We start from the raw sequence: 14071 nt of genomic DNA, 5'->3' as shown, positions 1-14071 counted from the left end.
GCAGCCTCGCGCGGCGGTCCAACCCTGAAACGGCCGTGCGCACCGCTGGCGGCGGCCGACGCACACGCGTCAGCCGGTCGACTGTCCATTCGGTGGCGAATCGCGACGCATGGCCTGTCCGGCGGCATACTCGCGGTATGCCGATTTCGGCGAAATCTTCGAACATGAGGTAGCCACTGCGATGGACATCGCGATCCGAATCGACGGCCGTCACGACCTGACCGGCCAGATCTTCCGGCAACTGCGCGCCGCGATCGTCGACGGGCGTCTCGCGGGCGGCGCGAGGCTGCCGTCCACCCGCGATCTCGCCGTGCAGCTCGGCGTGTCGCGCAAGACGACGCTCGACGCGTTCGAGCAGCTCGTCGCCGAAGGCTACCTGCACACGCGGCGCGGCGACGGCACGTTCGTCGCCGACGGCCTCGCGCGCGTGCCGCACGGGCCGGCCGCGGCCGTGCCGGCGATCGCCGCGGACCGCCGCCCGGCCGACGCGCCGACCGCGCGCGCGGTATGGGACGACGTGCCCGACGCGCTGGCGATGCCCGAGCCGCTGCCCGCGCTCGGCTTCGATTTCCGCGGCGGCGTGACCGACAAGACGCTGTTCCCGTTCGACGCGTGGCGGCGCTGCCTGCACCACGCGCTGCGCCTGCAGGCGCGCGGCCCGGGCCAGTATCACGACCCGGCCGGCGACCAGCAGCTGCGGCTCGCGATCGCGCGCTACGTCGCGTTCAGCCGCGCGGTCGCCTGCAACTGGCAGGACGTGATCGTCACGCAAGGCGCGCAGCAGGCGCTCGACGTGCTCGCGCGCGTCGTCGTGCGGCCCGGCGACGTCGTTGCGGTCGAGGACCCCGGCTACCCGCCGGCGCGCGCCGCGTTCGCGTCGCTCGGCGCAACGGTGGTCGGCGTGCCGGTCGACGCGCACGGGCTCGTCGCCGACCGGCTGCCCGACGACGCGCGCCTCGTCTACGTGACGCCGTCGCACCAGTTCCCGCTCGGCATGCCGATGAGCCTGGAGCGGCGCGTCGCGCTGCTCGAATGGGCGCAGCGGCGGCGGGCCGTCATCATCGAGGACGACTACGACGGCGAGTTCCGCTTCGAGGGACGTCCGATGGAATCGCTGAAGAACCTCGACCGCGCGGGCCTCGTCGCCTACGTCGGCACGTTCTCGAAGACGATCTTTCCCGAGCTGCGGATCGGCTACGCGATTCCGCCGGCCGCGCTGCACCCTGCGCTGTGCAAGGCGAAGCAGATCGTCGACTGGCATACCTGCACGCTGACCCAGACCGCGCTCGCCCGCTTCATGCTCGACGGCGATTTCGCGCGCCACCTGCGCCGCGTGCAGAAGCACTACGACGCGCGGCGCAAGGTGCTGCTCGCGCACCTGCGCAGCGACCTCGCGCCGTGGCTCGACGCGATCGTGCCGGCTGCGGGCATCCACCTCGCCGCGCGCCTCAGGGCCGGCGTCGACGAGGCCGCGCTGATCGCCGCGGCGCGCGCGCACGACATCGGGCTGTACGGCATCACAGCCTTCCACGCCGACGCGCCGCGCCAGGCCGGCCTGCTGTTCGGTTACGGCGGGATCGACGCGACGCGCATCGATACGGCGCTCGCGCAGCTCGCCGCGCTGCTGCGGGCGGGCGTCTGATCGCGATGCACTGGCTACCTCGATTTACTAAAAATTGGTCATTCCAGCAGGCCAGCCCGCTCGTTAATCTGGGTCCTGTCGCGCCGCCATGCGCATCAACCGAACGAGGACCTGTTATGCAACCCCGCCTGAACTTCTACACCGCCAGCCCGAACGCCATCAAGGTGATGCGCAACGCCGAGGAATTCCTCGCCAAAAGCTCGATCGAGAAGCCGCTCGCCGAGCTCGTGCGGCTGCGCGCGTCGCAGATCAACGGCTGCGCGTTCTGCGTGGACATGCACACCACCGACGCGCGCAAGGGCGGCGAAACCGACCGCCGCCTCGCGACCGTCGTCGCGTGGCGCGAGACGCCGTTCTTCACCGACCGGGAGCGCGCGGCGCTGGAATGGACCGAGGCATTGACGCTGGTCGCGGACAACCACGTGCCGGACGCCGTCTGGGAAGCCGTGCAGCCGCATTTCAGCGACGAGGAGCTGTTCGACCTGTCGCTGCTGGTGACGACGATCAATGCGTGGAATCGCTTCGCGATCGCGTTCCGCAAGATGCCCGAGTAAGGAGACGGCCATGACTCGCAGCGTTTTCGCGCGCGCCGCCGCGTGCGCCGCGCTCTTGCTGGGCGCGACGATGCCGGCCGCGCATGCGCACGACGGCGGCGGCAGTGGGGACAACGTCCGCCCCGTCATGAAGCAGGCCGTGCCCGAAGCGCCCGGCAAGCTGGCCGTGGTCGCCACCGTCGACTACGCGCCCGGCCAAGCGTCCGAGCCGCATCGGCATCTCGGCTCGGTGTTCGCGGTCGTGTCGAAGGGTGAGGTGCTGTCGCAGGTCAACGACGGGCCGCTGCGCCGCTACCGCGCGGGCGAAGGCTGGTATGAACCGCCCGGCTCGCGGCATCTCGTGTCGCGCAACGGGAGCGATACCGAGCCGGCGCAGCTCGTCGTGTTCGGGCTGACGGGGGAGAACGCGCCGCTCAAGTCGGCGATGGGTCAGTAGGCGCTCGCGCCGGGCTCGGCGTGCCGGGCGCCGGCGGCTTGATCGGCAACCGGCGCATACCAGTCGTCCGCGCTCGTCTTGCCCGTTGAAATCGAATTGGTCAACCGCTCGATGAGCAAGCGGCATGAAACCGGGGCGATTGAAATACTGGCCGCAACCTGCATAAAGATACGTCGGCAACCATCCAGTGCTTCGGTGCGTACATCCCTTTTTGTCGATCACGGTCCCTTTGCAGCGCGGACACGACGGAACAGGGTCTGCCTCAGGCGACAGCAGCGCATGCACATGTTCACGCAGCGCTCGCTCAATTGCACGGCGGCTATGAAGCAGCGCCTTCTCTTCGACCTCCCTGCTGATCGATGACATCGCATCGTTGGTCCGTGCACGCGCCCAACTCTGCATCCTCGAATTTCCTCAAAACTGCGCCGTAACCTGAAATCCGACCGTCACACGCGCGGTCGGAAATCCAGATGGCTTGTAGACCGGCGTACCAGCAAACAGGTCGTAGCCGTACCCACCGAAACGCGTCGCGACGCTGCCCTTGACGCCGATTACTGCACCGGCCAGTTGGGTGCCGACCAACGCGACCGGCTGTGGGCCCCATACGCGGCCGTAATCCAGTCCTGCATAAATCGCCTGTCCAGTCTGTCCGATCGGCATCTGCAATTCGTTGCGCCAGTAGAAGCCGCGTGCCGCCGCCAGCATCGCTTCGCCGTCGAATCCGCGCACCGTGTAGTGACTTCCGATGGTCATATCATCGATGTAGTACAGCCCTTATACGCACCGAATTCCTGCACATACGCCACCGTCGCCGCCTGCACAAACTGGCCCGCACCTCCCGTCACGTTCCCCTCGGCGGCAACCGTCAGCGCCTGACGATAACTGCCCCAGCACCCAATTTCGCTAGATCATCCGCCTTCGCTTGCGCCTGCGCCCGCTGCTCCGGGCTCAGACTCGGGTCATTCGCCGCCTTCTTCGCCGCATCCGCTTCTGCAGCGCGATTCGCGACAAGCGTCCCCATCTGATTCACGAACTGACCAACAATCTCAAACACCGCCTCAATCTTCTCTTTATCAAAGATCTAAACTTCACAATATATTTCCCGGAGAGCTTTTATGAAATTAAAATTAACCCCTTGATTCAACGAATCCCAGCTATTCAGTTGAAACTTATTTAACATGCACTCCAAATTTTGGGTTGCACTAAAATACAAAACATTCCATATTATTTCAGAATCAATGTTATTTTTTTTATCCCCAAAATTCAACAACTCCCTTAACAAAATTGCCCCAGCATCGCCGGATATCTCCTTTCGATTCGTGCATTCCAGCAGATTTGCCCGAACATTAATACAAAGGAATTCTATAACGGCCTGTCGCCATAATTCTGAATTTGATCCAAATTGACCGCCAAGAACTTGCGATAGCGCTGCATTAGGAGAGAAATCGTCGAGTCCAGATACGATAAGTTGCTTTTGGTAATCAATTTCCGGGAACGCATTCATAGCTACCTCATTTTCCAGGGAATTTAAATTTCGCAATCTCGCCTCTATTGATTGCTTTAACTGCCGAGTTATTGACCTCCACGGTCGCTGTGTCGCCAGCGGTCTTGGATGACGCCTGCCCAGCGGGACGATATGTGACCGCAGTTCCATCTGGCAAAATTGCTACCCAACTTCCTTCCCCGGTAACGTTGTTGACCACTTTCACGGGTGTCTGGCCATTGAATGCATCTTTTGCAAATTGCTCTGCAGTCTCGTTCGGGTTACTGCTTGGTGGCATCGGAATTGGTGTGCCCACTCCCCCAATACCAGCCGGCAGATTTCCATCGCTTCCCTTGATTGACGGTGGAACACTGGAGTTTTTTCCGCCGATCGAATTAATGAGATATTCAACCAGCCCCTTAACCACGTCCACGGTAGGCGCATCAAATATCCGGTCAATCACGTTCGATCCAGCAAGCTCCGACCCCGGCATGCCTACCTTGATCGTCGGATCAAGTTCCGTCGCCGGATCAGCGATCACGCCATTGTCCTTGCTGGCCGTCTCGCCCTTATATCCCGGTAGCTTGAATCCCGCGAGCCAACCGGGAACCGGAGCCATCGGTGCGACCTGATTGTTCTCCACCTCAATCCTGCCAGCACCCGTCGCCGTTGCAACATCCTGCCCCGATACCGCCGCTATGCCCGCCACCAAACTCGTCACCAGATTGTCGCGCGCTTCGCGCTCTGATGCCGACAGATTTGCTGATGGAGCAAGCAGACTCCCGAGCACCGAACTGCTAGCAGCCCCCATCGCACCGGCACCACAGCTCTGGCTACTGGCCGTCGCGCCCGCACACCCCACAATCGCGTGAAGCGCAGCACGCGCTTCTTAATACCGGTCGATCGACTTCGCACTGACTATAAATCGCCGCACGTCTGTCCACGCTGCACAATCAAGTCGGTACTTTCAGTCAACTTCTTCCAGTTATTGGCAACGAGGTGATAATGAAGGTGTCGTGCACAGGCAATTCTGACCGAATGAACTCAATTGCAGCCATGTTGTTTTCGTTTGCAGTCGTCGTGTCTAGCGGTGGTTCTGCGCCATCCCATATGCAATCAACACGTGCTTCGAACCCTGGGTGACGCCATATTCCTCCTTCAACACGAGAAATGAGTAGCCCTCTCTCCGCAGCCCGTTCGCAAACACCAATCGCCGCCTCTGTAGTGAGTTTCATGACGATGCTGCCGCGAAGGGAAAAAAAATCCTCTGCATCTGCATAGCACTTCCAAGGGTCAATACGTTCATTCGCGTCACTCATTTCACCTCCCCTTTGCGTCCTTCCAACTAATTCTTCCATCAGCGATCCAGCCGGGATCCCTCTTGTTGCTTACTTGAACTACCTCGCCAGTTCTGTCATTCACAACAACATAGCCATTGGGTGTTCCATACACCGTCGCAGGATCATTTCTTGCGACGCCGTCTGGTGATTTCGTCGCCGACCGCTTGTCCACACTAGTTCCTGTTGCACCATTCTTGATCGCAGCCTGAATATCGCTTTCAGTCCACCCTCGTTCCCCGAGTTGATCAGCAATTTTTGTGTCGATTACTGGCCTCCCGTCAGCCGTAATCCCGCCGCTCAGTAAATTTTTAATCCACTGCGGCACGGCCGCCGTTATCAACGCCTCAATCACCTTTGGTCCCGGATTCGGCGCAATAAGCGGCCCCGCTTTCGCACTCGGATCCAACTCGGTCGCCGGATCAGCGATCACACCATCGCCCTTGGCTGCCGTCTCGCCCTTGTATCCCGGTAGCTTGAATCCAGCGAGCCAACCGGGAACCGGAGCCATCGGTGCGACCTGATTGTTCTCCACCTCAATCTTGCCAGCACCCGTCGCCGTTGCAACATCCTGCCCCGATACCGCCGCTATGCCCGCCACCAAACTCGTCACCAGATTGTCGCGCGCTTCCCGCTCTGATGCCGACAGATTTGCTGACGGCGCAAGCAAACTCCCGAGCACCGAACTGCTCGCCGCCCCCATCGCACCGGCACCACAGCTCTGGCTACTGGCCGCCGCGCCCGCACACCCCACAATCGCGTGAAGCGCAGCACGCGCTTCCTCGCTGCCGAGGTTGTCGGCGATCTGCTTCACCTGGTTTGCGCCGAGTTCTTGCAGATAGGCCACCGTCGCATTCTGCGCGAGTTGGCCCATGCCCCCCGTTACATTACCGCCCGCAGCCACCGACAAGGCCGTCAGCACCTGACGATACGTGCCGCCCGGCCCCCAATTAGCGTTCAGTTCATCGGCGCGCTGCTGAGCCGCCGCCCTTTGCTCTGGCGTTAGATTCGGGTTGTTCGCGGCTGCCTTCGCTGCATCGGCTTCCGCAGCGCGATTTGCCACGAACGTTCCCGCCTGATTAATGAACTGACTCGTAATGTCGAACCCGGCTTGAATCTTGTCCTTGTCGAAGATCGGTACAAGTGCGCCGCCCGTGTTCGACGTATCACGATTGATATCCGCGACTACTTCGGCTGCTGTTTGGCCGGTCAACTGTTGCTGCTTCGTGCCATCGGTAATCGTGATCGCGCCACCGCTGATACCGCTTCGCGTTGTCGAATTCGCGTCACCGGATGCGCTCAGCGCTACAGGCGGCGCGACCGAGAATCCGCCATCACCCTTCGGCAACGTCGTGCCTTGCACCGGATTGACGTTGTCTGCCGTGCCTTTCTGATTCTTGCCAATATCGCCACCGTAACCACCCGAAATTCCGACCGACGACGCGTCGTACGATGCACGATTTTCGATATCGCTATGCGTGAGCGTCGCGGTCGTCAGGCTGTTCACGCCGTCCTGTACAGCTTTGTCGCTGCTCGCGATCACGCCGCCCTTCAGGTCCGTGTTGCCCTTTACGTTGACCTGAAAACCACCGTCGCCTGCCTTGATACCGGATTGTTCGCCGACCGCCGCGTAATCGCTATTCATCTTCTGCTGGCTGAAATTCGCCGAAACGCTTGACGAACCTCCGTAGCAGATCGGCGGCACACAGGCGCTCACCGAAACGCCCGCGCTCTGCTGCTTCGAATCGTAATGGTCGGTGTTCTGCAGGCTCTCGACATTCAGGTTACCGCCGACATCGGCCACGACCTGCTGACCAGACACAACCGCACCTTTGAGGTTCGTGTCGCCGCCCGATTGAATTGTCAGCGTATCGCCCGCCGTTACGTGCGTGTTCGTCCACGTGGTCGAATCACCGTCGGCATGTCCGCGATTGCCTGCTACGCCTGCATTGATCGAAAAGCCATTTTGCGAACCCACGGTAAATGCAACGCCGACCGACGCGCTGGACCCGCTATTGGTCGAATGCTGACTGCTGGTGTTTTGCGCCGCTTGCAGATTCACGTCGCCATCAGCCGCCAGCAATGTATTGCTTCCAGCCGAAACCGTGCTGCCAATTATGTTGATATTGCTATTCGCACCTGCCCCCGATGCCGCGATCGTTACGTTTCTCCCCGCAGAAAGCGTACTGCCGACTGCCGTTCTGGCCTGCGCTTGCGATTGGTTGTCACTCTTGCTTGCGCCCAACGAAATACTGATGCCGACGCTCGTTGCAGCCTTGACCGGATCGCCGCCCACAGCATCGTAAGCGTTCTTTGCCGCAAGCCCGGTCGTCGCAGCGGCCAAAGCCAGCAGACGCGGATCACCTTTCGCGTGCTGTGCCGCGTTCGCCATCTGTTGACCGGTCTGGACGGCGGCCACAACCGGATTGGTAATTCCGACGGTCAAGCCCGCCTGACGGTATTGCTGCTGCTCGGCTTGACTCGTCGTGTCGTAAGCCGAATCAATCGTAACGGACTTGCCCGCAACATTGAGATCGTTAGCCGCATGCAGAAGGCTACCGGTCGCGTGCACGTCATTACCCGCGCTGATCGACACGTTGCCGTTGAGCGAACCGACTGCGCTACCGTTGTTCGTTACGCTGGCCGATTGCTGTTTGTCCGACATCGAGCGCGAGCCGACCGACACCGACAGCCCGCCATTCGACAGCAAACCAGTTTCTTTCTTGTCGTAGTAAGTGGACGATTGAACGCTATCCTGCGAAGTCGTGATATTCACATCGTGCGCCGCATTCAGCGCAACGTCGTTGGTACCGACGATTGTGCTGCCCGTGACGTTGATGTCTTTCCCGCTGACGATATTTACACCATCGGCCGAGATCGTACTGCCGCTGCTGATCGTCGTAGCCTGGTCGATCCCACTTGCGATCTTCGTTCCGCTCAACACGCCGCTACGGCTATGCGTTTCGCGCGAACTGTAATCGTGCGTTTCCGTCGCCGCACCGACGTTCACGTCACCTGCTGCAAGCAGATTCGCGTTGCCCTTGTCGAGACTGATCGTGCTGCCGGAAAGCGTAATGTCTTTGCCCGACACGATATTTACCGTGTCGCCGCCTTTCAACGTCGTGCCGGTCACACGTTCATTCACGGCATGCAGGGTTGCAGCCGAACTGCGGCCACGACTGCTGCTAGAACTATTGCTGTTGATGGTGGACGTTGCGCTCGCTGTACCAAGCGACACATCGCCCTTCACGGCCACCGTGCCACCCTGACCAAGATCGATCTGCGCGCCCTTCGCCGTCAGGTCGCCGCCGACGCCGATTTGAGACACGCCGCCGACCTTCACCGAACTGCCGATCGTCTGATTGACGTCCACGTCCGACACACCATTTGCGCGATGCACGACCTTGTGCTCGCCAGTCTGCTGCGCACCGAGATCCCAGTTGCCCCCGACCTGCATCCCCAAATTGCCGCCGACGTTCAGGTCTCCCGCGTTTTGCTGGAAATTCCCTCCAGTCACGATCGCCGCATTGCCTGCGACATCGATTTTCGCCTGCGGCCCGAGCATCGTCGTGATGCGCGTTGCGCCCGTGTCGTTGACTTGCTTGACGGTTTTCGTTGCGGTATCGAGAATCAGGTCTTTCCCCGCGTCCAGCTGCAAGCTACCGGCCTTCACGTTCGCGGATGTCAGATCGACGTCGCCCGTCGTCGTCAGCTTCATCAAGCCGCCGCTTTGCAGCGCGCCGAATGCGTTGTCGATCTGCTTGCCGTCCACCGACAGCGTATTCGCCGCCTTCATCGTGCCGCTGTTCGTGAACGTTTGTGCGTTCTTCAGGTCAATGTCATTCGCGGCGATCAGCGGACCATTCCAGTTTTCCTGACTGGCTTTTGCCAGATAGACGACCGGCACCAAGACCGACTGCCCGTCAACGACGCGCGTCTCCATCAAGATCACGTTGCTCGTCAGTTGCGAAACCTGTTCAGGCGACAGGCTCATGCCAAGCGGAAGGTTTAGCGATTTCGACAGCGATGCACCGGCCGCCATCAGCGATTCGTACATCGACTGCGTATCCGTGTACGGTCCCAACACGGCCTTGCCCGTCAACGACGTAATTTCGTTGCGTACCAACTGCTGCTCGTAAAAGCCGTCGCCGAGCCGCTTCGGAATGTGCGTCAGGTCAACGCCGATCTGCTGGAAGAAATAATCGCTCGAAATGAAATTCTTTTGATTCGTGAACGCCGGATTCGTCTCGATGATGTACGGTGCATTCGGTGAAGTGATCGGCTTGAACAACCCGCCTTGCGGAATGGTGAGATTATTCAGGACGTTGAGCGCAGTCGCACTCGCAATCACCGGATTGACCATCGTCGGCGTGGTGCCGTGCACCGCGCCGGAATTAACGGGCAACGACTGACCAGCCACCAATCCAAGCGACGGAATCGACGCGTTGCCTGCCGTGTTGTTGATGCTCACACCTGTACCTGACAACGTGCCATTCGTGACAAGCGTCGATTGATAATCGGGAATCTTGAATTCCTTCACATCGGCCGGACCATTACATCCTTTATCGCAGAATGAATATGTCCAGTCGTGTTCACTGTTGTCGTAGTTGTTGTAGTGATAATTCCCAGAATAAGTGACTGTCAGACTTGGTGCTTGCTGTCCCGATGCTTTCCAGCCGTCCGCATCGTAATTTGCAGGCATTTCAATGCCATTTACAGCGGCAATATTGCTCCAATAGTTTTGAAGCGTGCCAACCGACGATGCTCCGAGTTTACCGCCCGAAACAATTTGGCCAGCAGGACTGATGTCTTTTACAGTATTTGCAGTCGCGACACCTGTATAGGTCGTGCGTTGATAGCTGCTATTCCATTGGCCTTCATGGGGCGGATCAATAAAGACGCCGCCGATCTGTTTCTTCAATTGTTCGATAACAGAAGGATCAGCCTTTGCAAGATCAATCCCCGGAACCTGATATGCGCCGTTACATGCGTCCATGAAATAGGCCACGCAACCGGACATGCTGATGCCAAGCTGCTGCAACCACGCCGGATCGACATTGTTGGTATAGCCGGTCGTCGTCATCACGCGACGCGTGTTCGTCACCTGATCCGAATGCAATTCCATGTCGCCGCCGGACTGGATCAACGCCGACTGGTTACGGATCAGTGCTGCCTTCGTGTAATTCCCGTTCGCATCCTTGCCACCCGCCAGCACGACCTTGCCCAAGCCGTAAATCGCCGTCTGCGCCATCGCGTCCGTCGCAGTCGTATCGTCCCGGTTTTCGATATCCCGTGATAGCAGTTCGAGCGTGCCGTTGCTATCCGATGCGCCAATCAGCGCAGTCGGACCGAGGTTCGACAGCGTGCTGTCGGCAACGAGCGAAGCACTGCCACCGACCATCACGCCGGTATTAGTGAGCGTATTCGAATGCGTTTTCAGCAGATTCCCGGCCGCGATTGCGCCGCTGTTCACGATGTCGCCTGCGTTGATCGACAGGTTGTTGACCGATTGCAGGCCCGAGCTGTTGGCAAACGTACCGGGCAACGTGAAGGCAAGATCATGACCGGCGCTGAACTGATAGGCCGCCGTGCTAGCGAAATCGCCCTGCAAATTCAACGACGCATCATGGGCCGCACTGTACGTGCCGCCACCAAGCAGCGTGTTAGCCGATACCGTCAGATCGCGCGTCGCACCGATTTTCCCGTTCGTGTTCGTAATCGCGCCGGTCGTCCCGATATCGACATTACCATCGGCAACGTTACCGATTTTGCCGCCGCTATTGTCGAGCGTGTCGCTACGCACCTGAACGTTCGCGCCGCTCAGTTGCGCGCCGTTCGTATTGGCGATCGAAGAAGCCTGCGCGGTCACGTCACCGTTACCAGTGATCGTGCCTGCGCTGTTGAGCAGTTGACTACCGCCTTGTACCGATGTCGCGCCGGTACCCAAATCCGCAATCAGCCCGCCCGAATTCTGAATCGTTGCTGCTTGTACACTCAGCGTGCTCGTATCCGGACGAGCATCGGTGCCCGCTGCAATTTTCCCGTTCTGGTTGTCCAGCGTGCCGCCGCTCGTCAACGACATACCCGCTTGCGAGCGAATCAAGCCTTGCGAGTTCGCCAGATTGCCCGCGATGTTCGCGACAATGCCGTGACGCGCCGCGAAAGTCCCTTGCGCGTTGTTCCATGAACCCGCCTGAATCGCGGCCTGCCCATTGGTAACTACGGAGCCACCGACATTGCTGAAAGCACCTGTGCCGTTGCCCGGCTTCACCATCAGCGTGCCTGATCCGCCATGTGTGATCGTGCCGCCGTCGTTCAGCAACGTAGCCGATGCGAGCGTCAAGTCCGTGCTGTTGGTCTGCAGCGTGCCGCCTTGCGAATTATCGAGCGTACCGGAGACATTAACCGCGATCGGACCGGTTCCGGTCTGCGTAATAACGCCGCTGTGATTGACAAGATCGGTACCATTCAACGCAACCTGCGTCGCCTGTACCGTGCCGCCGCTGTTGTCGATCGTGGTGCCGTTCACGGTCGCCGACTGACCAACGATCGTACCGTTCGCGTTCGACAAACGCGCGCCCGCATCGACTGTCACGGACTGTGCTGCCTTCAGCGAGCCGCCCGAGTTGTCAACGGATTGTCCGATCACGTGCAGGCCCGTATTGGCCGTGATTACGCCTTGATTGACGATGGTGCCGCCTTGTACATTGACGCCACCGTTACTGCCGATCACACCGCCTTGCGCACCGGTTGAGGTCGTACCGCTCGCGTTGATCAGTTGCCCGGTCGTTGTGATCGACAGGCCGTCGCTGTTCAATGACGTGACTCGCCCCGCCGAATTGTCCAACGACGTTCCGGAAATAATCATTCCGGCTGCGCTTTGTATCGTCCCTCGGTTATTCGCGAGCGCGCCGCCGTGCACCTGCATCGAACTTTCCGATACAAGCGTACCGCCCTGATTGGCGAATTGGCCGGACGACTGCACAGTCAGCGGACCTTGCGTCGATACCTTGCCGCCTTGGTTCGAAATGCTGCCCGCAGCGAGCGTTGCATGACTGCCGCTTGACAGGCTTCCGTGATCATTGATCAACGCACCCGCCGCATTGGCATTGATCGCACCCTCTGCGCTCGTCGTCGCATTGGAAAGGTTCAGGTCGCCCGCATTCGCCTTCAGCGAGAGATTGCCGTTCGCAGCCGTTTGACTGCCGGAAAGATTGACAGCGCCACCAGAAATCGACGCGTTACCGCCTGCGACGTTCCGACCGGTCGCCGTCAGCTGGCCCGTGCTCGACAAATTCAGGTCGCCGCCCTTTCCGACAGAACCGTCGTTATTGACGCCTGCGCTGAGCGTTCCCGTCGAATTGATACTGCCCGCGTTGATCGTTGTATTTTGCTGCGCCGCAAGCGTGCCACTGTTCGACAACGCGCCGCCCGTCGATACATTGACGTTCTGTTGTGCATACGTCGTGCCGGAATTTTGAATACTGTTCGCGGTTGCGGTGAAATTACCGCTCGCCGTCGTCTTGCCCGTGAGTACGAGTTGGCCATTCGATTGCAGCGTCAGATCGCCTGCCTGGGCGGCGATTGTTCCTGCGTTCGCAACCCCAACACCAAACTCGTTGCTTACGAGAAAGACGCGATTCGCGTACATACCGCCCAATTGCGCCACGTCGATCGCAATCGCAGGTGCCGCACCCTCGCCGGCGATCGGCGTCGCGGCCAGCGTGTCGTGATTGACCTGATTCGCCCCCGCGACGACGTTCAGGTTTTTCGCATATATTGCCGCGTTCGCCTGCACCGCACGGGAAATCAGGTCGACCTGATCGACATTCGCAGCATTGAGGCCCGCCCCTTGCACGGAAATCAGGCCGCGGGTTACGTTGAACCCTCCGAGCGACCCATCGGCGCCATAGTACGGTTGGCCCGTCGTCAACGTGGCGCGGCTTGTATTGATGAATCCCCCGCCATCGACGACGATGCCGGACGGATTCGCCAGGACGACTTCCGCGCGGCTACCCGCGACCTCGACATACCCTCGCAATTGAGACGGGTTCGCGCTGTTGACCTGGTTGACGATGATTCGCGCAGACTGGCCCGGACCAAAGTTCGGGTTGCCGTTGATGTAGCCCGCTTGCTGCGTTTGAACGATCGTGGGCGAGTTGTTCAGAATCGCGCCGTTTTTCTGGACGTCGAACTGGTTGTACGTATTCACGGACACGCCAGCCCCCGAAGGCGCAGCGATATTCACCTGCGGCAGCCCATTTTGCGTCTGGATGAGGTGCGTATTCGTGCCCGGCGTCGGCACGATTTGCGCGATACTCAGCAGCGGCGCGCCGAACAGCAATGCAGCGGCCATCGCGATGGGCTGCCACACGACACGAAATCCTGTCGATCCGAGCGACGCATGCGATCCCCGCGCAATTCCGGCCGCACGCGCAGTATTACTGTTTTCCTGAATGACAATCATCGCGCCACGCGCGCGATTGAAAACCACCCGATAGCGATTCTTGTTCATTATTCATCCGACGCGGGTCGCGCCTCTGCTTCAGATTTCAATTGAATTCAACGTCCGCTCGGTCGGACGCCGTTAATCTAGACCGCGATGAGAATTAGGATGAC

9 protein-coding genes and 1 pseudogene are annotated in these 14071 nt (G+C 60.0%); 3 read left to right on the top strand and 7 right to left on the bottom strand.

Annotation, left to right across the window (positions count from 1 at the left end; all coding sequences use genetic code 11):
• Positions 1 to 181: 181 nt before the first annotated feature.
• The 3 genes from pdxR (at position 182) to B7P44_RS24555 (ending at position 2632) form a co-directional block, all read left to right on the top strand.
• Positions 182 to 1642, top strand: coding sequence for a MocR-like pyridoxine biosynthesis transcription factor PdxR (pdxR, locus tag B7P44_RS24565; RefSeq protein ID WP_084908556.1), 1461 nt, complete (start codon positions 182 to 184; stop codon positions 1640 to 1642).
• Positions 1643 to 1758: 116 nt separating this feature from the next.
• Complete coding sequence (locus B7P44_RS24560) at positions 1759 to 2196, top strand: carboxymuconolactone decarboxylase family protein (RefSeq protein WP_084908555.1); 438 nt, start codon at positions 1759 to 1761, stop codon at positions 2194 to 2196.
• A 10-nt stretch (positions 2197 to 2206) separates the two neighbouring features.
• Entirely contained in the window at positions 2207 to 2632 is a 426-nt protein-coding gene (locus tag B7P44_RS24555; RefSeq protein WP_084908554.1) for a cupin domain-containing protein, read from the top strand.
• On the opposite strand, the gene B7P44_RS36645 is transcribed toward B7P44_RS24555, so the two are convergent.
• From B7P44_RS36645 to B7P44_RS24530, 7 genes and pseudogenes are all read right to left on the bottom strand, one after another.
• Positions 2626 to 2796: a hypothetical protein gene (locus B7P44_RS36645; protein WP_157721096.1), complete on the bottom strand. Its 171-nt coding sequence runs from the start codon at positions 2794 to 2796 to the stop codon at positions 2626 to 2628. The genes B7P44_RS24555 and B7P44_RS36645 overlap by 7 nt on opposite strands.
• 250 nt (positions 2797 to 3046) lie before the next feature.
• Positions 3047 to 3403, bottom strand: a pseudogene (locus B7P44_RS24550) (ShlB/FhaC/HecB family hemolysin secretion/activation protein); the annotation flags it as partial.
• A gap of 94 nt (positions 3404 to 3497) precedes the next feature.
• The gene (locus tag B7P44_RS24545) at positions 3498 to 3686 is read right to left on the bottom strand and encodes a hypothetical protein (protein WP_084908553.1); all 189 of its coding nucleotides are present in this window, start codon (positions 3684 to 3686) and stop codon (positions 3498 to 3500) included.
• Between the two features lie 27 nt (positions 3687 to 3713).
• Positions 3714 to 4136 (bottom strand): hypothetical protein, encoded by a 423-nt coding sequence (locus tag B7P44_RS36640; protein ID WP_133117894.1) that lies wholly within the window; start codon positions 4134 to 4136, stop codon positions 3714 to 3716.
• A 7-nt stretch (positions 4137 to 4143) separates the two neighbouring features.
• Entirely contained in the window at positions 4144 to 4926 is a 783-nt protein-coding gene (locus tag B7P44_RS37590) for a hypothetical protein (RefSeq protein WP_193834309.1), read from the bottom strand.
• A gap of 160 nt (positions 4927 to 5086) precedes the next feature.
• Positions 5087 to 5434, bottom strand: a complete 348-nt coding sequence (locus tag B7P44_RS24535) for a colicin immunity protein (protein WP_084908552.1) — start codon at positions 5432 to 5434, stop codon at positions 5087 to 5089.
• A gap of 1 nt (position 5435) precedes the next feature.
• The gene (locus B7P44_RS24530; protein WP_084908551.1) at positions 5436 to 13967 is read right to left on the bottom strand and encodes a hemagglutinin repeat-containing protein; all 8532 of its coding nucleotides are present in this window, start codon (positions 13965 to 13967) and stop codon (positions 5436 to 5438) included.
• Positions 13968 to 14071: the final 104 nt, after the last annotated feature.

Source organism: Burkholderia ubonensis subsp. mesacidophila, assembly GCF_002097715.1.
GTDB lineage: Bacteria > Pseudomonadota > Gammaproteobacteria > Burkholderiales > Burkholderiaceae > Burkholderia > Burkholderia mesacidophila.
The sequence above is the reverse complement of the archived record's forward strand: the minus strand, read 5'-3'. Positions and strand labels throughout refer to the sequence as shown.

Bases quoted from the DNA above. Each gene is read 5' to 3' on its own strand.
- B7P44_RS24530 (WP_084908551.1), bottom strand. From the start codon at position 13,967: ATGAACAAGAATCGCTATCGGGTGGTTTTCAATCGCGCGCGTGGCGCG.
- B7P44_RS24535 (WP_084908552.1), bottom strand. From the start codon at position 5,434: ATGAGTGACGCGAATGAACGTATTGACCCTTGGAAGTGCTATGCAGAT.
- B7P44_RS36645 (WP_157721096.1), bottom strand. From the start codon at position 2,796: ATGCAGGTTGCGGCCAGTATTTCAATCGCCCCGGTTTCATGCCGCTTG.
- B7P44_RS37590 (WP_193834309.1), bottom strand. From the start codon at position 4,926: ATGGGGGCTGCTAGCAGTTCGGTGCTCGGGAGTCTGCTTGCTCCATCA.
- B7P44_RS24560 (WP_084908555.1), top strand. From the start codon at position 1,759: ATGCAACCCCGCCTGAACTTCTACACCGCCAGCCCGAACGCCATCAAG.
- pdxR (WP_084908556.1), top strand. From the start codon at position 182: ATGGACATCGCGATCCGAATCGACGGCCGTCACGACCTGACCGGCCAG.
- B7P44_RS36640 (WP_133117894.1), bottom strand. From the start codon at position 4,136: ATGAATGCGTTCCCGGAAATTGATTACCAAAAGCAACTTATCGTATCT.
- B7P44_RS24555 (WP_084908554.1), top strand. From the start codon at position 2,207: ATGACTCGCAGCGTTTTCGCGCGCGCCGCCGCGTGCGCCGCGCTCTTG.